General features: G+C 67.3%; 23 protein-coding genes. 6 read left to right on the top strand and 17 right to left on the bottom strand.

All coding sequences use genetic code 11. The annotated features are described in order from the left end of the window. Positions 1 to 109: 109 nt before the first annotated feature. A complete protein-coding gene (locus tag MKAN_RS16810) occupies positions 110 to 928 on the top strand; it encodes an Rv0361 family membrane protein (protein ID WP_023370125.1) in 819 nt (272 codons plus the stop codon). Positions 929 to 1,036: 108 nt separating this feature from the next. On the opposite strand, the gene fbaA is transcribed toward MKAN_RS16810, so the two are convergent. Next, positions 1,037 to 2,071 (bottom strand): class II fructose-bisphosphate aldolase, encoded by a 1,035-nt coding sequence (gene fbaA / locus MKAN_RS16805; RefSeq protein WP_023370123.1) that lies wholly within the window; start codon positions 2,069 to 2,071, stop codon positions 1,037 to 1,039. A gap of 95 nt (positions 2,072 to 2,166) precedes the next feature. On the opposite strand from fbaA, the gene MKAN_RS16800 reads away from it, so the two are divergent. Next, entirely contained in the window at positions 2,167 to 2,850 is a 684-nt protein-coding gene (locus tag MKAN_RS16800) for a VTT domain-containing protein (protein ID WP_023370121.1), read from the top strand. Here the strand turns inward: MKAN_RS16800 and MKAN_RS16795 are convergent. The 10 genes from MKAN_RS16795 to MKAN_RS16750 all read right to left on the bottom strand — a co-directional run bounded on the left by MKAN_RS16795 (position 2,839) and on the right by MKAN_RS16750 (position 13,215). Beyond that, positions 2,839 to 3,954 carry a glycoside hydrolase family 76 protein gene (locus tag MKAN_RS16795; RefSeq protein WP_023370119.1) on the bottom strand — a complete coding sequence of 372 codons (1,116 nt, stop codon included), beginning with the start codon at positions 3,952 to 3,954 and terminating at the stop codon, positions 2,839 to 2,841. The genes MKAN_RS16800 and MKAN_RS16795 overlap by 12 nt on opposite strands. Before the next feature lie 11 nt (positions 3,955 to 3,965). Next, positions 3,966 to 5,171, bottom strand: coding sequence for a vWA domain-containing protein (locus MKAN_RS16790; RefSeq protein ID WP_023370117.1), 1,206 nt, complete (start codon positions 5,169 to 5,171; stop codon positions 3,966 to 3,968). Positions 5,172 to 5,175: 4 nt separating this feature from the next. Further along, positions 5,176 to 5,811, bottom strand: a complete 636-nt coding sequence (locus MKAN_RS16785; protein WP_023370115.1) for an SRPBCC family protein — start codon at positions 5,809 to 5,811, stop codon at positions 5,176 to 5,178. Positions 5,812 to 5,824: 13 nt separating this feature from the next. Continuing rightward, positions 5,825 to 6,712, bottom strand: coding sequence for an AAA family ATPase (locus MKAN_RS16780; RefSeq protein ID WP_023370113.1), 888 nt, complete (start codon positions 6,710 to 6,712; stop codon positions 5,825 to 5,827). Continuing rightward, positions 6,709 to 7,284 (bottom strand): nucleotidyltransferase family protein, encoded by a 576-nt coding sequence (locus MKAN_RS16775; RefSeq protein WP_036394745.1) that lies wholly within the window; start codon positions 7,282 to 7,284, stop codon positions 6,709 to 6,711. The genes MKAN_RS16780 and MKAN_RS16775 overlap by 4 nt, the downstream gene beginning before the upstream one ends. Then, positions 7,281 to 8,153 (bottom strand): XdhC family protein, encoded by an 873-nt coding sequence (locus MKAN_RS16770; RefSeq protein WP_036394742.1) that lies wholly within the window; start codon positions 8,151 to 8,153, stop codon positions 7,281 to 7,283. The genes MKAN_RS16775 and MKAN_RS16770 overlap by 4 nt, the downstream gene beginning before the upstream one ends. 6 nt (positions 8,154 to 8,159) lie before the next feature. Continuing rightward, entirely contained in the window at positions 8,160 to 10,571 is a 2,412-nt protein-coding gene (locus MKAN_RS16765; protein WP_023370107.1) for an aerobic carbon-monoxide dehydrogenase large subunit, read from the bottom strand. Then, the gene (locus MKAN_RS16760) at positions 10,568 to 11,047 is read right to left on the bottom strand and encodes a (2Fe-2S)-binding protein (RefSeq protein WP_023370105.1); all 480 of its coding nucleotides are present in this window, start codon (positions 11,045 to 11,047) and stop codon (positions 10,568 to 10,570) included. Before MKAN_RS16760 ends, MKAN_RS16765 begins: the two co-directional genes overlap by 4 nt. 85 nt (positions 11,048 to 11,132) lie before the next feature. After that, positions 11,133 to 12,023 (bottom strand): FAD binding domain-containing protein, encoded by an 891-nt coding sequence (locus MKAN_RS16755; RefSeq protein ID WP_023370103.1) that lies wholly within the window; start codon positions 12,021 to 12,023, stop codon positions 11,133 to 11,135. A 31-nt stretch (positions 12,024 to 12,054) separates the two neighbouring features. After that, a complete protein-coding gene (locus tag MKAN_RS16750) occupies positions 12,055 to 13,215 on the bottom strand; it encodes an XdhC family protein (protein ID WP_023370101.1) in 1,161 nt (386 codons plus the stop codon). A 33-nt stretch (positions 13,216 to 13,248) separates the two neighbouring features. Here MKAN_RS16750 and MKAN_RS16745 point away from each other — a divergent pair, with 33 nt between their 5' ends. Beyond that, positions 13,249 to 14,214 carry a LysR family transcriptional regulator gene (locus MKAN_RS16745; RefSeq protein ID WP_023370099.1) on the top strand — a complete coding sequence of 322 codons (966 nt, stop codon included), beginning with the start codon at positions 13,249 to 13,251 and terminating at the stop codon, positions 14,212 to 14,214. 17 nt (positions 14,215 to 14,231) lie between these two features. Next, positions 14,232 to 14,450, top strand: coding sequence for a dodecin family protein (locus MKAN_RS16740; RefSeq protein ID WP_023370097.1), 219 nt, complete (start codon positions 14,232 to 14,234; stop codon positions 14,448 to 14,450). 166 nt (positions 14,451 to 14,616) lie between these two features. Here the strand turns inward: MKAN_RS16740 and MKAN_RS16735 are convergent, their stop codons facing one another. From MKAN_RS16735 to ttfA, 5 genes are read right to left on the bottom strand one after another with little or no spacing between them, the layout of a single operon-like run. After that, positions 14,617 to 15,261: a TrmH family RNA methyltransferase gene (locus MKAN_RS16735; RefSeq protein ID WP_036394739.1), complete on the bottom strand. Its 645-nt coding sequence runs from the start codon at positions 15,259 to 15,261 to the stop codon at positions 14,617 to 14,619. Then, positions 15,258 to 16,148, bottom strand: a complete 891-nt coding sequence (locus MKAN_RS16730; protein ID WP_023370093.1) for a hypothetical protein — start codon at positions 16,146 to 16,148, stop codon at positions 15,258 to 15,260. The genes MKAN_RS16735 and MKAN_RS16730 overlap by 4 nt, the downstream gene beginning before the upstream one ends. A 10-nt stretch (positions 16,149 to 16,158) precedes the next feature. Continuing rightward, positions 16,159 to 16,698, bottom strand: a complete 540-nt coding sequence (gene pyrE / locus MKAN_RS16725; RefSeq protein WP_036394736.1) for an orotate phosphoribosyltransferase — start codon at positions 16,696 to 16,698, stop codon at positions 16,159 to 16,161. After that, entirely contained in the window at positions 16,685 to 17,458 is a 774-nt protein-coding gene (locus MKAN_RS16720) for an SDR family NAD(P)-dependent oxidoreductase (RefSeq protein ID WP_023370089.1), read from the bottom strand. The genes pyrE and MKAN_RS16720 overlap by 14 nt, the downstream gene beginning before the upstream one ends. A 45-nt stretch (positions 17,459 to 17,503) precedes the next feature. Then, entirely contained in the window at positions 17,504 to 18,361 is an 858-nt protein-coding gene (ttfA, locus tag MKAN_RS16715) for a trehalose monomycolate transport factor TtfA (protein WP_023370087.1), read from the bottom strand. Between the two features lie 178 nt (positions 18,362 to 18,539). On the opposite strand from ttfA, the gene MKAN_RS16710 reads away from it, so the two are divergent. Beyond that, positions 18,540 to 18,980 carry a DsrE family protein gene (locus tag MKAN_RS16710; RefSeq protein ID WP_023370085.1) on the top strand — a complete coding sequence of 147 codons (441 nt, stop codon included), beginning with the start codon at positions 18,540 to 18,542 and terminating at the stop codon, positions 18,978 to 18,980. A 54-nt stretch (positions 18,981 to 19,034) separates the two neighbouring features. After that, positions 19,035 to 19,877 (top strand): enoyl-CoA hydratase/isomerase family protein, encoded by an 843-nt coding sequence (locus tag MKAN_RS16705; protein ID WP_023370083.1) that lies wholly within the window; start codon positions 19,035 to 19,037, stop codon positions 19,875 to 19,877. Here MKAN_RS16705 and clpB read toward each other — a convergent pair. Further along, positions 19,874 to 22,420 (bottom strand): ATP-dependent chaperone ClpB, encoded by a 2,547-nt coding sequence (gene clpB, locus MKAN_RS16700; RefSeq protein ID WP_023370081.1) that lies wholly within the window; start codon positions 22,418 to 22,420, stop codon positions 19,874 to 19,876. The two genes, MKAN_RS16705 and clpB, sit on opposite strands and share 4 nt — an antisense overlap. Positions 22,421 to 22,718 lie beyond the last annotated feature (298 nt).

Below are 22,718 nucleotides of genomic sequence, written 5' to 3'. Positions count from 1 at the left end.
CGGTGGTCATTTCCCGAGGACCCCGCCCCACCTCGGCGATCAGGCGAATCGGGGGTCGAATCGCTAAGCTCCGAACTACCCACTCGATAGCGGGAGGACAACAGCGCTTATGCCCAACGCACCCGAACCCGACCGCGGCGACACCGAAACCGGGGACCAGTCGGCCGGCGATGAAGGCGCCGCAGGCACCGAGGGCCAGCCTCTGATCCCCGACGACGCCGAAACCGAGACCGTGGTGATCTCCACATCCGACCCGAAGGACAACCCGGGATCGGCAAACGCGGACCTGCCGCGCGAGCGCCGCTTTACCGCGCCGGGCTTCGACGCGAAGGAGACCCAGGTCATCGCCACCTCTCCCGAGCCGGCCACCGAGGTGTTCCACACCTCCCCGGTACCGCCCGGTCCCCCGCCGCCGATCGGCGGACCACCGAAAACCGCTATGCCACAGTCTATTCCGCCTCGCGGCGGTAAGCCGCCTTTGAGACAACGCAACTGGGGTTGGGTGCTGGCGATTGTCGTGATCGTGCTGGCGGTGGCGGCCATCGCCATCCTGGGCACGGTGCTGTTCACGCGCGGCAAGCACTCGAAGGTGTCGCAGGAAGAGCAGGTGCGTCAGACCATTCAGAGCTTCGACGTGGCAATCCAGACCGGCGACCTGACCACGCTGCGCAGCATCACCTGCGGCACCACCCGCGACGGCTACGTGGACTATGACGAACGCTCCTGGAGCGAAACCTATCGACGGGTTTCGGCGGCCAAGCAGTATCCGGTGATCGCCAGCATCGACCAGGTGGTCGTCAACGGCCAGCACGCGGAAGCCAATGTCACCACGTTCATGGCCTACGACCCGCAGGTCCGCTCGACGCGCAGCCTCGACCTGCAGTTCCGTGACGACCAGTGGAAGATCTGCCAGTCCCCGAGCAACTAGGGCGCGATCTCCAGCGCGATCAGCGTGCGATCTCCCGCGCGAGCAGTCGCAGAATCGCACGCCACGTAGCGGATTTGTGCGAGTCTGTGTCTGCTCGCGGAGTCGGAATCAGCCGGCCAGCGACTTGCCGGCGCAGTGCAGGTCGTTGCAGGCCTCGACCACGCGTTCGGTCATCCCGGCTTCGGCCTTCTTGAGATAGCTGCGCGGGTCGTAGACCTTCTTGACCCCCACTTCGCCGTCGACCTTGAGCACGCCGTCGTAGTTGGTGAACATGTGACCGGCGATCGGGCGGGTGAACGCGTACTGGGTATCGGTGTCGACGTTCATCTTCACCACGCCGTAGCGCAGCGCCTCCTCGATCTCGGACTTCAGCGAACCGGACCCGCCGTGAAAGACGAAATCAAACGGCTTGGCGCCCTCGGACAACCCAAGCTTGGCCGCCGCCACCTTCTGCCCCTGGGCCAGGATGTCGGGACGTAGCTTGACGTTGCCGGGCTTGTAGACGCCGTGCACGTTGCCGAACGTCGCAGCCAGCAGGTACTTGCCGTGCTCACCCGCGCCGAGCGCGTCGATGGTTTTCTCGAAATCGTCCGGGGTGGTGTAGAGCTTGTCGTTGATCTCGTTGGCGACGCCGTCCTCTTCGCCGCCCACCACGCCGATCTCGATCTCGAGGATGATCTTGGCGGCCGCCGCCGCTTTGAGCAGCTCCTGGGCGATCACCAGGTTCTCGTCGATCGGCACCGCCGAGCCGTCCCACATGTGCGACTGGAACAGCGGATTGCCGCCCTTGCTCACCCGCTCGGACGACAGAGCCAGCAGCGGCCGCACATAGCTGTCGAGTTTGTCCTTGGGGCAATGATCGGTGTGCAGCGCGACGTTGATCGGGTACTTGGCCGCGACGACGTGGGCGAACTCGGCCAGCGCAACCGCGCCGGTCACCATGTCCTTGACGCCGAGGCCGGAGCCGAACTCCGCACCCCCGGTCGAGAACTGGATGATGCCGTCACTGCCGGCGTCGGCGAAGCCTTTGAGCGCGGCGTTGATGGTCTCCGACGACGTGCAGTTGATGGCCGGAAAGGCGTATGCGTTCTCCTTGGCACGTCCCAGCATCTCGGCGTAGACCTCGGGCGTGGCTATGGGCATGAGCTTCCTCCTCGAAGAATGCTGGGTCTAATCAGTATTGCAACTCGCCTGTTTGTGTCCAGGCCGGTGGGTCCGGCCCGGTATGTTGGGACATCGTGAGCACCGCCGTGACGGCCCTGCCGGACATCCTCGACCCGATGTACTGGTTGGGCGCCAACGGGGTTTTCGGATCCGCCGTGTTGCCCGGGATCCTGATCATCGTCTTCATCGAGACCGGCCTGTTGTTTCCGCTGCTGCCAGGGGAATCGCTGCTGTTCACCGGCGGACTGTTGGCCGCCAGTGCCAACCCGCCGGTCACCATCGGGGTGCTCGCCCCGGCGGTAGCTGTGGTCGCGGTGCTCGGCGATCAGAACGCGTACTTCATCGGCCGCCGGATCGGGCCGGCGCTGTTCAAGAAGGAAGATTCGCGGTTCTTCAAAAAGCACTATGTGACCGAGTCGCATGCATTCTTCGAAAAATACGGGCCCTGGACGATCATCCTGGCCCGCTTCGCGCCGTTCGTGCGGACCTTCGTCCCGGTGGTCGCGGGCGTGTCCTACATGCGCTATCCGGTATTTCTCGCGTTCGACATCGTCGGCGGCATCGCCTGGGGCGCGGGTGCGACGCTGGCCGGCTATTTCCTGGGCAACGTGCCGTTCGTGCACCACAACCTGGAAAAAATCATCCTGGGCATTCTGTTCATCTCGCTGCTGCCGGTGATGACAGCCGCGTGGCGTACCTACCGGTCACGGGGGCGCGACAAGGACCGCGACAAGGACGAGGCCGCACTATCCGAGTGAGCTGACGACGGCGACGCTGTGGGCGGCCTCCATCAGCATCCAGCCCGACAGCTGTACCGACAGATCGCGCTCCGGGATCTCGGAGCTGTTCACCGCCCCCGCGACGAACTGCGCCTGCTGTCCGCCCGCGGTGGGCAGTTCGGCGTCACGGTCCCAGAACGCCCCGAATACCGGCAACCCGTCCACCGTTTGCCGGTAGTCCCACGCCGATTTCGCCGACGACAGCACAATCTTGGCCGCGGTGCGGCGAGCCGCGACGTCATCGGCAAAGTCGCCCGGCAACGTGGTGGCCACCAGCGCCAGGTAGCGAGCGGTGATACCGGCGAACAAACCGCCGTCGCCGCCGCCGGCGCCGCGCAGCACACCCGCCGGAGCCATATGCTGATCCACGGCGGCGACCAGCCGGTGCACCCGGGCGAAGTGGCGCTGCTCGCCGGTGCGGGCCGCCAATTCGGTCTCCAGGCCGAGCACCACGCCCTGGCAGTAGGTGTACTGCGCACGGACCAACGACCCGTCTTTGATGCCGTCGAACACCAGATGCGTCTCCGGGTCGATCAGCGTGCGGTCGATCCAGTCGGCCATCTGCTGGGCCCGCTCGAGCCAGTCGTCATAGCGGGCCAGAAATATCCCGGCCGGGCCGTTGGCGGGGGCGTTGAAGAACAGGTCCTGCTTGCGCCACGGGATGCCGCCGCCGACCTCGGGTGCCCATGCCTTGACGAACTGGGCGGCCAGCTTCGGTAGCGCGCGCCGCCGCTGCACCCCGGCGATCCGGGCGGCACGTTCCAGGGCCAGCGCCAGCCACGCCATGTCGTCGTAATAGCTGTTGGTCCAGGAGAAGTTGTTGCGCAGCCGATGCGAGCGGACCTGCCGGTTGATGCTGGTGTGCCGCTGCGGCTGTGGGTCCCGCAGCTGCGCATCGAGCAGGCAGTCCAGCAGATGCGCCTGCCACCAGTAGTGCCAGGTGCCGAACAGTCGGTCTTTGCGGGTCGCCGGCCAGGCCACCACGCCCAGCTGCGTCCCCGGCATCGCCCAAAGCCGTCTGAGGTGCCGCTGGGTGACGGCGGCTTCGGAGGTGGCGGCCCGGTTGGCCCAGAGCTGGTCCATGCCTGCCGACCCTATCGAGCGCCGGCGAGCGCGAACAGTTGACGCAGGCCGGCCAGTGAGTGCGCGGACAGAAAAAGATCGCAATAGGGCAGCGCCACGGCCATCGAACCGGTCAGCGGCCGAAACTCCGCCTGCGCGGCGCGCGGGTTGAGCCAGATCAGCAGCTCGGCGCGGCGACGCACCCGGGCCAGCGCGTGGTCCAGCACGTAAGGAGGATCGCTGTCCCAGCCGTCGGAGGCGATGATGACCACCGCGCCGCGCAACGCATTGCCGTAGGGCGGGGCCAACAGGGCGCCGACGCTGCGGCCGATGAACGTGCCGCCGTAGCGGTCGGTCACCTTGGCGTTGGCCCGTTGCAGCGCGACCTCGGCCGAGCGATGCGACAAGACCGCGGTGAGCCGGGTCAGGGACGTCGAGAAGGCGAACACCTCGGGCCGGATTCCCGCCTGGCGCAACGCCGCGGCTCGCATCAAATGCAGATAGATCGCGGCGTAGGGCTGCATCGACCGGCTCACATCACAGACCAGCACAATCCGCCGGGGTCGGCGGCGCGGCCTGCTTCGCGCCAGCAGCATCGCCTCCCAGCCGGTCGACCGCGACGCGTTGATGGTCGCGCGCAGATCGATGTGCTTGCCGTGTCGGCTGGACTCCAACCGCAGGCTGCGCCGACGCGGCCAGCGTTGCACCGCGGTCTCCAGCCAATCCCCGAGGAGCCTGAGGTCGTCGGGATCGAACCGGTCGAACGGTTCGTCGGCCAGGGCAGCGATGCGGCTGGGCAGGTACTCGGGCAGGTGGACACTGGGGCCGGGGGCGGTCTCTTCTGGGCTGGTCCGGCTGGCCCACGGCAGCGTGTCGGCCCCACCGGCGGATCGGCTGCCGGCGCGGTGCACGGTCCCGGCCGCGGGGGTTCGCGGGCCGGCGAGCGGCAGCGACGGCGCGCGCGGCCGCGCGGCATCAGCGTCGATGGCACCGAACACCGCGGTAAAAACCGCATCGAAGGCGACGAGATCTTCCATCCGGTTCACCAGGGTCAACCGGGCAGCCCAGTACAGCGCCGCCGCCGTGTGCGGCACCAGTTGGCGCAGTGCCTGCACGAAGCTCGTCGGTCCGCCAGCCGACACCAGCACCCCGGCGCTGCGCAGCCGTGCCACCATTGCGGCCGCGAACGCCGCCAGATCGACGCCCCGCAACAACGGCGTGTCGATGGGCGTGTTCATGTCGTCAGCGTCGCCGGCGCAGCACCCAGAGCAGCACCAGTACGGCCGTCACCGCCAGCGCCACCGCAGCGTACTTCTTCAGCCGGTCGGCGCCGGCGAGCTCCAGCAGGTCGATCGGAGCGGTTTCGGCGCCGGCAGTGCCGGCCAAACGCGCGGGGCCGGCCGGCAGCTCAGGGCCGGTCGCGGTTTCCGGGCCCGGTGCCGCGAGTTCAGCTTCCAGCGAATCCACGAACTGGCTCAGCAACTTCTCCGAAACCTGCTGCAGCATTCCGCTGCCGAACTGGGCCAGCTTGCCGACGATCTTCAGGTCGGTATCGACGGTCACCCGGGTACGCTCGCCCGCCTCGTGGAGCTCGGCGGTGACGGTGGCGGCTGCGTTGCCGGTGCCCCGGGCTTCCTTGCCTTTGGCGTCGATCACCGCGCGGTGCTGGTCGCGGTCCTGCTCGACGAAATGCACTCGGCCGCTGAATTCGCTGGTGACCGGACCCACCTTGACTTTGACCTTGCCGAGGTAGTCGTCGCCGTCGTGGCCGGTCAGTTGCGCCCCGGGCATCAGCGGGATCACCTTCTCGAGGTCGCACAACACGTCCCAGGCCTGCTCGATCGGGGCGCTGACGCTGAACTCGTTGGCGATCTTCATATTGCAGGTCCTCTCATGTCCGGCTGCACTCGGTGAAAGCGGTGTACGCGTCACGAATCAGCGTACGGTCGTCGGGTGTCTTGGCCAGCGCCCCCAGGCTGGCGAGCGCCATCGGAACCGATTCGTCCTGTAGGTCGGCGACGCCGAGCGACACCAGGGCGGCGACCCAGTCGATGGTCTCGGCCACGCCCGGTGGCTTGTCCAGGTCGAGATCGCGTGTGCGGCCGACGAATTGGGTGGCGTGCTGGATCAGCGGCGCGGTGGCCCCGGGCACCGTCCGGCGGACGATCGCGGCGGCGCGGGCCGGCTCCGGGTAGTCGATCCAGTGATACAGGCAGCGTCGTCGCAGGGCGTCGTGCAGGTCGCGGCTGCGGTTGGAGGTGAGCACCGCGACCGGCGGCCGCTCGGCGACGAAGGTGCCCAACTCCGGGACTGTGACCGCGGATTCGCCGAGGAATTCCAGTAGCAGCGCCTCGAATTCGTCGTCGGCGCGGTCGATTTCGTCGATCAGCAACACCGGCGGGGTCGGGCCCCGATGGCGGACACAGCGCAGGATGGGCCGGTCCACCAGGTAGGCCTCGGTGTAGAGGTCTGCCTCCTGAATACCGGTGCCCTGCGCTTCGGCGAGCCGGATGGCGAGCAGCTGGCGTTGGTAGTTCCAGTCGTACAGAGCCTCGCTCGCGGTCAGGCCCTCATAACACTGTAGTCGGACCAGGGTGGTATCCAGCACGGCGGCAAGGGTTTTGGCGGCTGTCGTCTTGCCGACGCCGGGCTCGCCCTCCAGCAGCAACGGTCTGCCGAGGGTGACCGCGAGATAGATGGCCGAGGCCGTCCCCAGGTCGAGCAGGTAGTCGTGCGCGTCGAACCGGCGGACGACGTCGTCGGGGTCGGTGAACATCACGATGTCACCAGTCGCTGGTAGTCGTCCCAGGTGTCCACGTCGAGCGGCACCGGACCGTCGACCGTGAGTTCGCGCACCTGGTGCCGGCCCGACTCCATCAGCCTCCACACCCCCTTGTCGCCGTGCAGTTGCGCCAGCTCACCGAAGATGGTGCGGCTCAGCCAGAATGGATGTCCGATGCCGTCGGCATAGCGGCACACCATGATTTCGGCCGCCGGTCCTCGGGTCGCCATCTGCCGCAGCGTCGCGGGATTCACGCCCGGCTGGTCGCCCAGCATCAGCACGATGCCGGCGGCCTGCGGGTCCACGCGCTGCAACGCCTCCCGCAGCGACGCCGAACACCCGGCCCCGTGGTCGTCACTGACCACCACGTCGACCCCGGCCAGGGGCACCGTGTCACGCACCTTCTCGGCGGCACCGCCCAAGGTGACGATCAACTGATCGAATCCGGCGCCGCGAGCGACATCCAGGGTCGCTCCCAGCAACGTCGTATCCCGGTATGGCAGCAACTGTTTGGGTGTGCCCAGCCGTCGGGAACTGCCGGCGGCGAGCACGACTCCGGTGACCGTCATCCGACCGGCCGGGTTGCGAATGTGGCGCGGCATCCCGAACCGCAGAACCAGTAGTCGGTGCCTTCTCGCCGCAGGTGTTCCGTCGTCGGCCCGACGGTCACCGTCATGCCGCATACCGGGTCGACCGCCTCCGGCGGCGCGGTTGCGCTCACGCTCAAGTTGCCCTTGCGCAGGGCGGCGATCAGCTCGGCGGCGATCGACACCGCGATCTCCGCCGGGGTCTTGGCGCCGATCGGCAATCCGACCGGCGTGTGGATGCGGGCCCGCTCGCCCTCGGACAGGTCCAGCGAGCTCAGGATCGAAGCGCCGCGGACCTTGCTGGCCACCAGGCCGATATACCCGACGCCGTTATCCAGTGCGGCACGGATGATTTCGGCCTCCGGGCCACCGTGGCTGGCGATCACGAGGGCAGTCGGCACTGCGGCGGCGGCAGCCGGCTCGGTGTCGCGTCGCGCGTCGTATCCCAGCACGCCACACAGCTGGACCAGCGCGTCCGCGATCGGCGTGGTGCCGTAGACCCGGATCAGCGGCGCCGGCAGCTGCGGGGTCAAGAAGATCTCCAGCGCCCCACCGGACAGACAGGGGTTGACCACCACGCAGGCGCCGGGCGCTTCCGGGAAGTGCACGTCACCGTCGGGAAGCACCCGCAGCAGCACGCTTTCGCCGGCCTGCAATGCGCCCAGCGCCGCCTTGCGGACCGAGTTCTGCGCGCACTGGCCGCCGACGAAACCTTCAATTGTGCCGTCCGCCAGCAGTATCGCCTCGTCACCCGGATAGGCGGAGGCGGGCGGCTGGGCCCGCACCACCCTCGCGTGCACGAACGGTGTTCGTGCCGCCAGTAGTTGCCGAGCCCGTTCGCTGATGGTCATCATGGGCTAAATCGGTGGCCTCGCCCGGCCCTGCATGGCTTCCCACACCCGCGACGGCGTCAGCGGCATGTCGGCGTGGCGAACTCCGAACGGCGCCAACGCATCCACCACCGCGTTCACCACCGCGGGCGGGGATCCGACGGTGGCCGACTCGCCGATGCCTTTCGCGCCGATCGGGTGATGCGGTGATGGCGTGACGGTGTGGCCGGTCTCCAGGTGTGGCACCTCGAGCGCGGTCGGGATCAGGTAGTCCATCAGCGAGCCGCCCAGGCAGTTGCCATCCTCGTCGAAGGCGATCATCTCCATCAGCGCCATCCCGATTCCGTCGACGACGCCGCCGTGCACCTGACCCTCGATGATCATCGGGTTGATCCGGGTGCCGCAGTCATCGACGGCCAGGAAGCGGCGCACTTTGACCACGCCGGTGCCCGGATCGACGTCCACCACACAGAAATACGCGCCGTAGGGGTAGGTCAGGTTCGACGGGTTGTAGCACACCTCGGCGTCCAACCCGCCCTCGATACCCTCCGGCAGATCACCGGCGCCGTGGGCACGCATCGCGACATCTTGGATAGTCACCGACGCCGAGGGGTCACCCTTGACGTGGAACTTGCCCTTCTCCCATTCCAGGTCGGCCACCGAGACTTCCAGCATGCCCGAGGCGATGATCTTGGCCTTGTCACGCACCTTGCGGGCCACCAGCGCCGCAGCCCCACCCGATACCGGGGTCGAGCGGCTGCCGTAGGTGCCCAGCCCGAACGGCGTCTGGTCGGTGTCGCCGTGCACCACCTCGATATCGTCGGGCGGGATGCCCAGCTCCTCCGCGACGATCTGCGCGAACGTCGTTTCGTGACCCTGGCCCTGTGTCTGAACCGAAAGCCGCACAACGGCTTTGCCCGTCGGATGCACCCGCAGCTCGCAGCCGTCGGCCATACCCAGGCCCAGGATGTCCATGTCCTTGCGCGGCCCGGCGCCCACGGCCTCGGTGAAGAACGACATGCCGATGCCCATCAGCTCGCCTTGCTGCCTTCTGCGCCGTTGTTCCTCGCGTAACGCGTCGTAGCCGATCATGTCCATGGCCTTGCGCATGGTGGCCTCGTAGTCACCCGAGTCGTACACCCAGCCCGTCTTGGTGGTGTACGGGAATTGCTCGGGCTTCAACAGGTTTCGCAGTCGCAGCTCGGCCGGGTCCATCTTCAGCTCGAAGGCCAGACAGTCCACCAGCCGCTCGACGAAGTACACGGCCTCGGTAATCCGGAAGGAGCACGCATAGGCCACCCCGCCGGGCGCCTTGTTGGTGTACACCGCCGTCATATGGCAGTAGGCGGCTTCCAGGTCGTAGCTGCCGGTGAACACCCCGAAGAAACCGGCCGGGTACTTCGTCGGAGCCGCCTGGCCGTTGAACGCGCCGTGATCGGCCAGCACGTTGGACCGCAGCGCCAGAATCTTGCCGTCCTTGGTGGCCGCGATCTCGCCGACCATGATGTAGTCGCGGGCGAAGCTGGTGGAGGTCAGGTTCTCGCTGCGGTCCTCCATCCACTTGACGGGCTTGCCCAACACCAGCGAGCCGACGATCGCGCACACATAGCCGGGGTAGATCGGCACCTTGTTGCCGAACCCGCCGCCGATGTCGGGTGAGATGACCCGGATCTTGTGTTCGGGAAGCCCCGCGACCAACGCGTACAGCGTGCGGTGGGCGTGCGGTGCCTGCGAGGTGGTCCACAGCGTCAGTTTGCCGGTGACCGGATCCAAATCGGCTACCGCACCGCAGGTTTCCATCGGCGCGGGGTGTACCCGCGGATAAACCATCTCCTGCTTGACGACGACATCGGCCTTGCCGAACACCGCTTCGGTAGCGGCCGCGTCGCCGGTCTCCCAGTCGAAGATGTGGTTGTCTGTCTTGCCCTCCAGGTCGGTGCGGATCACCGCCGCGGTCGGGTCGAGCGCCTTGCGGACGTCCACGACAGGATCGAGTGGGTCGTACTCGACGTCGATGAGCTCCAGCGCATCGCGGGCCGAATACCGGTCTTCGGCAACGACGAACGCCACCTCTTGGCCCTGGAAGCGCACCTTGTCGGTGGCTAGCACGGCCTGCACGTCATTCGCCAGTGTCGGCATCCAGGCCAGGCCCTTCTCCGCCAGGTCGGCGCCGGTCACCACCGCCTTGACCTTCGGATGGGCAAGGGCTGCAGTGGTGTCGATACTGACGATGCGGGCGTGCGCATACGGGGAGCGCAGGATCGCCAGGTGCAGCATGCCGGGCAGCGTGACGTCGTCGACGTAGGTGCCGCGGCCGCGGATGAAACGGGGATCCTCCTTGCGGAGCATCCGGCCGTGGCCGCACGGCTTCTGGTCGTTGTCAGCGGTGTCTTCCGGCCGTCCCTCCGGGGCCGGCGGACGTGACTCGATGGTGGTCATGACTCTGCCTTTGCGGTGGAGTTCTTCGCGGCCCATTGGATGGACCGCACAATTGTGGTGTATCCGGTGCACCGGCAGATCTGTCCGGAGATCGCCTCCCGGATGGTCTGCTCGTCGGGATCGGGGTTGCGGTCCAGCAGCGCCCGGGCGGTGATCATCATGCCCGGTGTGCAGAAGCCGCATTGCAACCCGTGGCAGCGCATGAACCCTTCTTGCACCGGGTCGAGTGATCCGTCAGCCCCCGCCAATCCTTCAACGGTCCGCACGTTGTGTCCGGATGCCATGACGGCCAGCATCGTGCACGATTTCACCGGGACGCCGTCGACGTCGACCACGCAGGTTCCGCAGTTGCTGGTGTCGCAGCCCCAGTGAGTTCCGGTGAGCCCCAACTGATCCCGGAGGAAGTGCACTAGCAGCATCCGGGGTTCGACCTCGGCGGTGACCTGTTCACCGTTGACGGTCATGTTTACCTGCATGGCTTCTCCTTATCGGGTCGGTATCTGGGAGCACCTCGCGCTTGCGGGGGACTGCGCCCCGGCTTCGCCGTGCTTGCGATCGTCTTTAGTTCCCTTCCGGCTCAGGGATGTTGCGCACCCGCTCGGTCGCGGTACGCAGCGTGCGAATCGTTAATTCGGAAGCCAGGTGCCGCTTGTACTCGGCGGTGCCGCGTATATCGGTCACCGGATCGCAGGCTTGGCTTGCTTGCCGGCCTGCCTCGGCGAAGGTTTCCTCGGTGGCCGGCCGGCCCAACAGCGCCTGGGAAAGCTCGGCGAGCGCTGTCCTATCGGGATTCACCGCGGTGAGACCCACCCGGACGGCGGCGATGGTGTCGCCGTCGAGCGTGATCGACGCACCGGCTGCGGTGACTGCCCAATCACCAACCCGCCGTTCAACTTTCGCATAGGCGCTGGAGGTGTTGTGCCGCAGCGGGATACGTACCTCGACCAGGAGCTCGTTGTGCGCCACCGCGGTCTCGTATGGTCCGACCATGAAGTCGTCGATCGCAATCTCACGCTCGCCCGACGGCCCCCGTGCCAGGCATACGGCGTCCAGCACCGTGCACACCGTCGACAGGTCCTCGGCCGGATCGGCCTGACACAGCGAACCGCCCAGGGTACCGCGGTTGCGGACCACCGGGTCGGCGATCACGCGTTCGGCATCGCGAAAGATCGGGCACACCGCCGCAAGCGTGTCGGACTCCAGGATCTCGCGATGCCGGGTCATGGCGCCGATGCGCACCAGGGTCGGGTCGGTGATCACGTATCCGAGTTCGGGCACCAGGTCGTTGATGTCGACCAGATATTCCGGGTTGGCGATACGCAGCTTCATCATCGGCAGCAGGCTGTGGCCGCCGGCGACCACTCGCGCCCCCTCCCCCAACCGATCCAGTAATCCGATGGCGTGGTCGACGCTGGTCGCACGCTCGTATTCGAAGGGCCCAGGTACTTGCATGCGCCCAGTGTCAGCCGCTGCTCAACGAGCGTCAATATCGACTTAAGTGATCGCTGAACTCGCCTTCTACCTGCGCGTCATGGTGGATCCGCCCGTCGGTCTCGGCCAGCGGGCGTCCGCGGCCGCCCCACCGCCGGGCGATGATGTCGGCGGCGATCGACACCGCCGTCTCCTCGGGCGTACGGGCGCCGAGGTCCAGTCCGATCGGGCTGGACAACCGGCCCAGTTCGGCGTCGGTCAGCCCGACCGCCCGCAGCCGCCGCAACCGGTCGTCATGCGTCCGGCGCGATCCCATCGCCCCGACATACCCGACGCGGGGCAGCCGCAGTGCCACCTCGAGCACCGGCACATCGAACTTCGGATCGTGAGTGAGCACGCAGATCACCGTGCGCTCGTCGACAGCGCCCGCCTCCGCCTGGGCCGCGAGGTAGCGGTGCGGCCACTCGACGACGACCTCGTCGGCCGTCGGAAAGCGCACCGACGTGGCAAAGACGGCGCGAGCGTCGCAGACGGTGACCCGATAGCCCAGGAACGATCCCTGCCGCGCCAGGGCGGCGGCGAAGTCGATCGCGCCGAACACCAGCATCCGCGGGCGCGGCGCGTAGCTGGACACGAAGACCTCCATGCCTTCGCCCCGGCGTTGCCCGTCGGGGCCGTACTCGAGAATTTCGTTGCGGCCCAGCGCAAGCAGACCACGCGCGTCGTCGACGACCGCAGCGTCGGCACGCTCGGAACCGAGCGATCCGGCAATCGCGTCGGGATGCACGACAAGCCGCCGGCCCACCCATTGGGTATCCGGGTGGGTGATCACCGTCGCGATCGCGACCGGCCGATGGGCGGCGATGTCCCGGGCCACCGCGCCGAGTTCGGGAAACGTTGACTGCGAGACGGATTCGACGAAGACGTCGATGATGCCGCCACAGGTCAAGCCCACCGCGAAGGCGTCATCGTCGCTGACACCGTACCGTTCCAGCCGGGGTGCCCCGCTTTGTACCACCTCGGTGGCGAGTTCGTAGACAGCACCTTCCACGCAACCACCCGACACCGAGCCACTTACCGAACCGTCGGGCGCCACCACCATCGCCGCACCCGGGGGCCGGGGCGCGGACCGCAATGTCCGCACGACCGTCGCCAACCCCGCGGTATCACCGGCGCGCCAGATCGACAGCAGCTCGGCCAGCACGTCACGCACCCCCTTAAACTAAGCCAGAAGTAGGCTCTTTCCATGACTCCGGCTCAACTTCGGGCCTATTCGGCGGTGGTGCGACTGGGCTCGGTACGAGCGGCCGCCGCAGAACTCGGCCTCTCCGATGCCGGCGTCTCCATGCACATCGCTGCGTTGCGCAAGGAGCTCGACGACCAACTGTTCACCAGGACCGGTGCCGGGTTGGCGTTCACCCCCGGCGGGCTGCGGCTGGCCAGCCGGGCAGTGGAAATTCTGGGCCTGCAGCAACAAACGGCGATCGAGGTCACCGAGGCCGCCCACGGCCGCCGGCTGCTGCGCATCGCCGCGTCCAGCACCTTCGCCGAGCACGCGGCACCGGGCCTGATCGAGCTGTTCTCGTCTCGAGCCGACGACCTGTCCGTCGAGTTGAGCGTGCATCCGACGAGCCGATTCCGCGACCTGATTCTGTCGCGGGCGGTTGACATCGCCATCGGCCCTGCCAGCGAAAGTTGCCACGGCGTCGACGGTTCGCTATTCGTACGGCCATTTCTGAAGTATCAGATCATCACCGTCGTGGCACCCAACAGCCCACTGGCCGTTGGCATTCCGACGCCCGGTTTGTTGCGCCAGCAGCAGTGGATGCTTGGCCCCTCGGCGGGCAGCGTCGACGGAGAGATCGCTACCATGCTGCGGGACTTGGCGATTCCAGAATCACACCAGCGAATCTTTCAGAGCGATGCCGCTGCACTCGAGGAGATCCGGCGAGTCGGTGGTGTCACGCTGACCATCGGCTTCGCGGTCGCCAAGGACCTGGCCGCCGGACGGTTGGTGCACGTGACTGGTCCGGGACTGGATAGGTCCGGCGAGTGGTGTGCCTCGACGTTGGCGCCCTCGGCCCGTCAGCCGGCGGTGTCCGAACTGGTCCGGTTCATCACCACCCCGCGGTGCACCCAGGCGATGATCCGCGGCAGCGGAGTCGGTGTGGCGCGGTTCCGCCCGAAGGTCCACGTCACCTTGTGGAGTTAGCTATACGCTTTACCCCCATGAGCGTGTACAAGGTGATCGACATCATCGGGACCAGCCCCACCTCCTGGGAGCAGGCCGCGGCGGAGGCGGTGCAGCGGGCGCGGGAAAGCGTCGACGACATACGGGTGGCCCGAGTCATCGAGCAGGACATGTCGGTGGACTCGAGCGGCAAGATCACCTTCCGGATCAAGCTCGAGATCTCGTTCAAGATGAGGCCGGCCAAACCGCGCGATTAGGCCTCATCCGAAGCCGTTGCGGTTGCCGGGCAGTTGCGCCTCTGGCTTCGAGCGTGCGCGTGTGGCCCCGAGTGTGCATCCACGGCCGTGACCGTGTACTCAAGGCTCAGGATCCGCCGCGGCGACACCACAGCCACACACTCGAAGCCACAAGCACCCACTCGATTCACCAAGCTCGGGACAGGTCAGCATGCTGCCTGATCCACGCATGCATCGCGATCCCGGCGGCCACGCCGGCGTTGATGCTGCGGGTCGAGCCGAACTGGGCAATCGACAGCGTGACCGACGCCCCGGCGCGGGCGTCGGCGGTGATGCCCGGTCCTTCCTGACCGAACAACAGCAGGCACTCCCGCGGCAGCGTCGTCTCCTCCAGCCGCACAGCACCCGGGACATTGTCGACGGCGACCACCGTCAATCCGGCACCAGACGCGAAGTCCAGCAGCTCGGCGGTGCTGTCGTGGTGACGCAACCGCTGATAGCGGTCGGTCACCATGGCGCCACGGCGATTCCAGCGCCGACGCCCGACGATGTGCACGGTGTGCACCGCGAACGCGTTGGCGGTACGCACCACCGAGCCGATATTGGCGTCGTGGCCGAAGTTCTCGATCGCCACATGCAGCGAGTGCCGGCGAGTATCGATGTCGGCGACGATCGCCTCCCGGGTCCAATACCGGTAGGCGTCGACGACATTGCGAGTATCGCCGTCGCGCAACAACTCTGGGTCATACCGCAGGTCGTCGGGCAGGTCACCCACCCAGGGACCGACACCGCCGGCCGGCACCGCCCATTCGGTGGGCCCCGCTTCGTTCATCGCGACGTCCACACCGCGGCGTGAGTGCCCACGATCGCCACCGTCGCATACAGCAGCGCCTGGTTGATTTCACCCTGGGTGCACAGCGAGGCGTCGACGTGTACGGCGTCGCGGGACGCATCCGGCAGGATCAGCACCGATGCCCCATAGGTCGCGCACGCCGGGCTCAGTCCGCGGCCGGGCAGCGTCGGCGCGGCAAGCAGCATCATCGGCCCGCCGCGGGCGGCGGAATCGTCGCGATAGCGGGTCGCCAGCGCGTCGGCCGCCAACCCCAGCAGCATGTACCCGTTGCCGGTGAACGCCGCCGGGTCCCCGAGCTGAATCTTGGTCACCGGCGTACCGTCGGCGCGCCAGGCCGACAAGCTGGTGGTCTTGACCGTCAGACCGGTGTCGTTCTGATTCGTCGGCAACATCCCCACCGGAAACGCGGCCGGGTAAGCGGCCGCGGTATTGGCAATTCGGTCGTGCGGCGAATAGGTATACACACCGCGCACCGCGCTGCGGTCGGTCAGCGGGCCCAGACAGACCGTGCCGGTGAGCCGGTCGGGCGGCGCCGACAGCGGCTTGGCGATATCGTGCACCTTGGTCATCGCGTCGTCGCAACTGCCGAGGCCGGTCGACTCCAGCGGATGGGATAGCGCTCCGTAGAGGCCATAACGAACGTCCTCGGGTTTGGCATGTGGGGCATGCGGATCGCTCGGCGAAGCATCGACGTCAACCAGCACATAGTCACCGGACCAGCGCAGATTCGACACGGCCATGTTCCACCCCAGCACCGGCAGCGACTCGCCCAGCCGGGCGCTCTGGGCGCCGTAGATGCGATCCGGTGCCGAACGGGAGCAGGCCAGGCAGGACAGGACCACGATCAGCGCAACCAGAACACGCACCGCCGGTGGCCTAGCCCAGTCCCAGGTCGGCAAGCCCCAGCACGCTGCGGTACGGCAGACCTTCGGCCTCGATGGCCTCGGCGGCACCGGTGGCGCGGTCTACGACAACGGCCACGCCGACCACCTCGCCTCCGGCGTCCTGGACGGCGTGCACCGCCGTCAGCGCGGAGTTGCCCGTGGTACTGGTGTCCTCGACCACCAGGACCCGCTGGCCGGACACCTCGGATCCTTCGATAAGTCGTTGCAAGCCATGGGTTTTCGTTGACTTCCGGACGACGAACGCATCGATCGGGCGGCCGGGCGCGTGCATGATGGCCGTCGCCACCGGGTCAGCACCCAGCGTCAGACCGCCGACGAGCGCATAGTCCCAGTCGGCGGTGAGTTCGCGCATCAGCCTGCCGATCAGGGCCGACGCCCGGTGGTGCAGGGTGGCGCGGCGCAGGTCGACGTAGTAGTCGGCCTGTTTGCCCGACGACAGCGTGACGCGCCCGTGCACCAGCGACAACCGGCGTACCAGCTCGGCAAGCTCGTCGCGGTCAGCTTCGGCCACGACCACCGCCGACGCGATTGACCGCCGCCCTGACCAGACCCCGTGGCATCAGCCGCCCGGCCGTGCCAATTGCCTTGTACTGCAGGCCCGGAATGCTGATCACCTTGCCGCGGGTGACATCGGCCAGGCTTTGGCTGACCACGTCGTCGACCTCGAGCCACATGAACGACGGGACCTTGGGCATCTCGAGGCCGGCCCGGGCATGGAATTCGGTGTGCACATAGCCCGGGCATACGGCGTGCACGCCCACACCGGTGCCCTGCAGCCCGTTGGCCAGACCCTCACTGAACGAGATCACCCAGGCTTTGGAGGCCGAGTAGGTCGACCCACGACCGGATAGCAGACCGGCGACGCTGGCGATATTGATGACGGTGCCCGCGCCGGCTTCGAGCATGGCCGGCAACGCGGCCCGGGTCAGTTGCATCACCGCCGTGACGTTGACGTCGAGCTGCGCCTGCAGCAGGGCGGGATCGGTCGTCCAGAATTCCCCGGAAGTGCCCAGACCGGCATTGTTGACCAATACCCGGACGCCCCGGGAGAGCCGTTCGGCGACCTTGGCGCGGTCGGCCGCGTCGGCCAGGTCGGCGGGCAGGACCTCGACGCCGCCGGCCTGCGCCTCCAACTCGCCGGCCAATTGCTGTAACCGGTCGACGTCACGGGCGACGAGAACGAGGTCGTAGCCGTCACGCGCGTAGCGTCGCGCGTAGCCGGAGCCAATCCCGGAAGTCGGACCTGTGATCAGCGCGACGGGCCGTGGCATGAGCGACAGTGTACTGACCGGCAGCCGGCTCCCAGGGCCCCGCTATCAGTGCTGGAAGTTGCTGGCTTGCCGGCCGTTACGACCCGCCGGCGGCGGACGCCGAAAGCCTTCGGGACGACCTTCGTCACGACGCACCGGCTCGGCCACCCGACGAGCCGGATCGGGTATCAGCCCGGCGGCCGGGTCGACCTGAGCGCGCCGGGGCGGCAGTTCGGCCTGACGTGCGGATGCCAGCGGACGGCCCGGTGCTGCGTTGCGCGCCGGTTCTGCGCTCTCTGGAGAGGTCTCGTCCTGCGGCAGTGGCGGCAACACCCGTAACAGGTCGTTGAACTGGCGCACGGTGCGCAGCCCCTCGTCCCACTGCGTGCGGGTGCTGGAGATCGGCATGCTGACGAGCGTCCAGTTCTGCTCGTTCCACATGATCTCGGCGCAGTCGGGTGCAGTGTGCGCGAAGGTGACCATGCGCCGATCGCAGGCCCGGCGGGCCGCGTCGAGATTGGTGGAGTACACCATCCGCGGCCCGATCGCGCCGAGCAACCAGATGTCGCTTTCCCGTGGTTCTTTGAGTCCCTTGAGCCGCAGGTCCACCACGACGTTGGTGCCCACCTTGCGGTGCAGGGCGATCACCGTGGCGACTTCCTCGAGATCGAAGATGTAGACGGCCTCGCCGCGAATCTGACCCAGCACGACGTTCTTGGCCGGGACATCGCCGACCGTCGACATCACACCGCGCTTCCAGCGATGCAGGATTTCGGTCGACTCGCGCTCGTAGTCGAAGCCGTGCGACCGCGCCCACGACCTACGACGTCGGCTGCGCCCGCGTCGTCGATCGATGTCGACGTACAGCAACACCACCGCACCGACGAAGCACAGCGCGGACAGCGTGAACCAAAGCGGGACCACGGGAGACAGCCTATCTGCTGATGGGCCCGAATAAAGAATCCGAGCAGGTCACAACCGAATCACAGGAGTCAATACCGGGCTTGTCGCATGTCCCGGTCGCATGTGACGGCAAACGTATTTCACTTCCGGGTGGATCATTGCCGACATCGAATCCGCACTATCGAGACGGGAGTCAGCTGTGTCCCTATCAGACGAGACGCTGCATATCGACGTTCCGGTCGAACTCGACGAGGTGAAGGTCGTGTTCAGCGTGGCATCGCTCACCTTCGAAGGGGACATGCCGGCCGTCCTGTTCCACCTGGGAATCGTCGTGGCCGACGCGGCCGCCTGGCAGATCAGCTCGCACGTCGTCGCCGTGTTCCACACGAACGCCGGACACGTGACACTCGACGACCAGGCCTACAACGCCAACCGGCACGTCAGCACGGGCAATCCGTACAAGCGGGTGCTGGCCGACCTGATAGCCAAGGGCGTGCACATCGAGTTGTGCGGGGCCACCGCGAGGGCCAACGGTTGGCGCAATGCCGACCTGATCCCCGGAACCAGGATCAACAGGAACGCCATGGCCAGACTGACCCAGCTGGTGCAGCAGGGGTACGTGAAGATCTCGGAGGCTTAGGGATATTGGAGACGTATCAGGGACGTATCAGGGACGTATCAGGGAGGCGTAGGGATGTATGAGGATTACCGGCTCATCCGCACCTCCAGGGCGAACGGCGTCTGCCTGGCGACGATCGATCATCCGCCGATCAACTTGCTGGACATGCCCCTGCTGACCGAGATCGACCGGCTCTTGGGGGAAGTCGCCAGCGACGACGGGGTGCGGGTGCTGATCGTCGACTCGGCCGATCCGGAGTTCTTCATCGCGCATGCGGACGTCTCGCTGCTCGGCGACTTGCATGGCCGTCCCGAAACTGCGGACACCGCACTGCACGACGAACTGTCGTTCTTCCACGCGATGACGGAGCGGATCCGAACCCTGCCGAAGGCAACCATCGCGGTCATCGAGGGAATCTGCCGTGGTGGTGGCTGCGAGTTCGCGATGGCTTTCGACATGCGCTTTGCCGCGCTCGGCACGACCGTGCTGGGCCATCCCGAGGTTTCGGTGGGAATCATTCCCGGTGGCGGAGGCACTCAGCGACTCCCCCGGCTGGTCGGTCGCGGGCGGGCCCTGGAAGCGATCCTGGGTTGCCTGGACATCGACGCCGCGACGGCCGAGGCCTGGGGATACCTCAACCGGGCGCTGCCGGCCGACGAACTGCGCGGGTTCGTCGACAGGCTCGCCGCCCGCATCGCCTCGAGCCCGCCGACGGCGATCGCGGCCGCCAAACGCGCGGTGGACGCCGCCCTGGACGAGCGGCTGGACGTCGCGACCGGCCTGCGCATCGAGGATCAGCTGCTTCGCGAAACGCTGGCCGAACCCGCAGCACGCCGACTGCTTCAGGCGATCATCGACGCCGGCGCCCAGACCCGAGACTTCGAGCGGGGCGCCGCGCCGAAACCGCCCGCGTCCTAGCCCAGGATCAGCGCATCGCCGTCAGCGCTGACATTGACCGGCACCACGTCGCCGTCGTGCACCTCGCCGGCCAGCAGCATCTTGGCCAGCTGGTCGCCGATGGCCTGCTGGACCAGCCGCCGCAACGGACGCGCGCCGTACACCGGGTCGAATCCGCGATGCGCCAGCCACTGCTTGGCTTGCAGCGACACCTCGAGCTGCAACCGCCGTTGCGCCAGCCGTTTCTGCAGCTGCGCCAGCTGGATGTCGACGATCTGAACCAGTTCCTCGGGGTTGAGGCCCTCGAAGATCAGCACGTCGTCCAGCCGGTTGATGAACTCCGGCTTGAACGTCGCGCGCACCGCGGCCATCACCTGCTCCTCGCTGCCGCCCGATCCCAGGTTGGACGTCAGGATCAAGATGGTGTTGCGGAAGTCGACCGTGCGGCCATGGCCGTCGGTGAGCCGGCCTTCGTCGAGCACCTGCAGCAGCACGTCGAACACGTCGGGGTGAGCCTTCTCGACCTCGTCGAACAGCACCACCGTGTAAGGGCGGCGGCGCACCGATTCGGTCAGCTGACCGCCGGCCTCGTACCCGACATAGCCGGGCGGGGCACCGATCAACCGGGCCACGGTGTGCTTCTCGCCGTACTCGCTCATGTCGATGCGCACCATCGCGCGCTCGTCGTCGAACAGGAAGTCGGCCAGCGCCTTGGCCAGCTCGGTCTTACCGACACCGGTCGGGCCGAGGAACATGAACGCCCCGGTCGGCCGGTTGGGGTCGGAGACGCCGGCCCGGCTGCGGCGCACCGCATCCGACACCGCCTGCACCGCCTTCTTCTGCCCGACCACGCGCTTGCCCAGCTCGTCTTCCATCCGCAGCAGCTTGGCCGTCTCGCCTTCCAGCAGCCGGCCGGCCGGGATGCCTGTCCACGCCGACACCACGTCGGCGATGTCGTCCGGACCGACCTCCTCCTTGAGCATCACCTGCTCACGGGCCTGGGCCTCCGGCAGCGCCGCGTCGAGCTTCTTCTCGACCTCGGGGATCCGGCCGTACCGCAGCTCGGCGGCCTTGGCCAGGTCGCCGTCGCGTTCGGCGCGCTCGGATTCCCCGCGCAGGGCTTCCAGCTGCTCCTTGAGCTCACGGACGATCTCGATGGCGTTCTTCTCGTTCTGCCAGCGCGCGGTAAGTTCTGCCAGCTTTTCTTTCTGGTCGGCCAGCTCGGCGCGCAGCTTCTCCAGCCGCTCCTTGGAGGCCTCGTCCTCCTCCTTGGCCAGCGCCATTTCTTCGATCTCCAGCCGGCGTACCAGCCGCTCCACCTCGTCGATCTCGACGGGCCGCGAGTCGATTTCCATCCGCAGCCGGCTGGCCGACTCGTCGACCAGGTCGATCGCCTTGTCGGGCAGGAAGCGGGCGGTGATGTAACGGTCGGACAGCGTGGCCGCCGCCACCAGTGCCGAGTCGGTGATGCGCACGCCGTGGTGCACCTCGTAGCGGTCCTTGAGGCCGCGCAAGATGCCAATGGTGTCCTCCACCGACGGCTCCCCGACGAATACTTGCTGGAATCGACGCTCCAGCGCGGCGTCCTTCTCGATGTACTTGCGGTACTCGTCGAGCGTGGTCGCGCCGACCAGCCGCAGCTCGCCGCGCGCCAGCATCGGCTTGATCATGTTGCCGGCGTCCATCGCGCCCTCACCGGTCGCGCCGGCGCCGACGATGGTGTGCAGCTCGTCGATGAAGGTGATGATCTGACCGGCCGAGTTCTTGATGTCGTCGAGGACCGCCTTGAGCCGTTCCTCGAACTCGCCGCGATACTTCGAGCCGGCGACCATCGAGCCCAGGTCCAGCGCGATGATCGTCTTGTCCCGCAGGCTTTCCGGGACGTCGCCGGCGACGATCCGCTGGGCCAGGCCCTCGACGATCGCGGTCTTGCCGACGCCGGGCTCACCGATGAGCACCGGGTTGTTCTTGGTGCGACGGCTCAGCACCTGCACAACGCGGCGAATCTCGTTGTCGCGCCCGATAACCGGGTCGAGCTTGCCCTCGCGGGCCCGCGCGGTCAGGTCGGTGGAGTACTTCTCCAGCGCCTGATAGGTCGCCTCGGGTTCGGGGCTGGTGACGCGGGCGCTGCCGCGCACCTTGACGAACGCCTCCCGCAGGGCTTGCGGGGAGGCGCCGTGGCCGTTCAGTAGTTTGGCAACGTCGGAGTCACCGGTGGCCAGGCCGACCATCACATGCTCGGTGGAGACGTACTCGTCATCCAGCTCGGTGGCCAGCTGCTGAGCGGCGGTGATCGCCGCCAGCGATTCGCGGGACAGTTGCGGCTGCGTGCTCGCGCCGCTGGCCTGCGGCAACCGGTCGAGAAGCCGCTGCGCTTCGGCGCGGATGCCGGCAGGCTCGACGCCGACGGCCTCCAGCAGCGGCGCGGCGATTCCGTCGGCCTGCGTCAACAGGGCCATTAGCAGGTGAGCCGGCCTGATTTCGGGATTGCCGGCGGCCGAAGCGGCCTGCAGAGCCGACGTCAGAGCCGCCTGCGTCTTGGTGGTCGGATTGAAAGAGTCCACGACAACTCCGTTCGGGATCTACGTTCGGTGAAAAATGCTTGTCGGGATATAGAACGCCGTCAATGTTGAGTCTGTTCCGCTCAAGCCTAGGTTGTCGGCGAACGCCCGGCCATATGTCTGATACCACCTGACTCAGCTTGGTAACAAGAGACCACCGATGTCCGGGAAGCCGGCGGTGCCCGACGGCGACGACCGCACGGCGGTGGTGGGCGGCGCCCGGAAGCTCAGTCCCGCCTCTGACGGCAGGTGCGACACCACGACGTCAGCTACCGTTCTGCGCGTGACGGTCGGAGAGTCT

This window comes from Mycobacterium kansasii ATCC 12478 (genome assembly GCF_000157895.3).
Classification (GTDB): domain Bacteria; phylum Actinomycetota; class Actinomycetes; order Mycobacteriales; family Mycobacteriaceae; genus Mycobacterium; species Mycobacterium kansasii.
The sequence above is the reverse complement of the archived record's forward strand: the minus strand, read 5'-3'. Positions and strand labels throughout refer to the sequence as shown.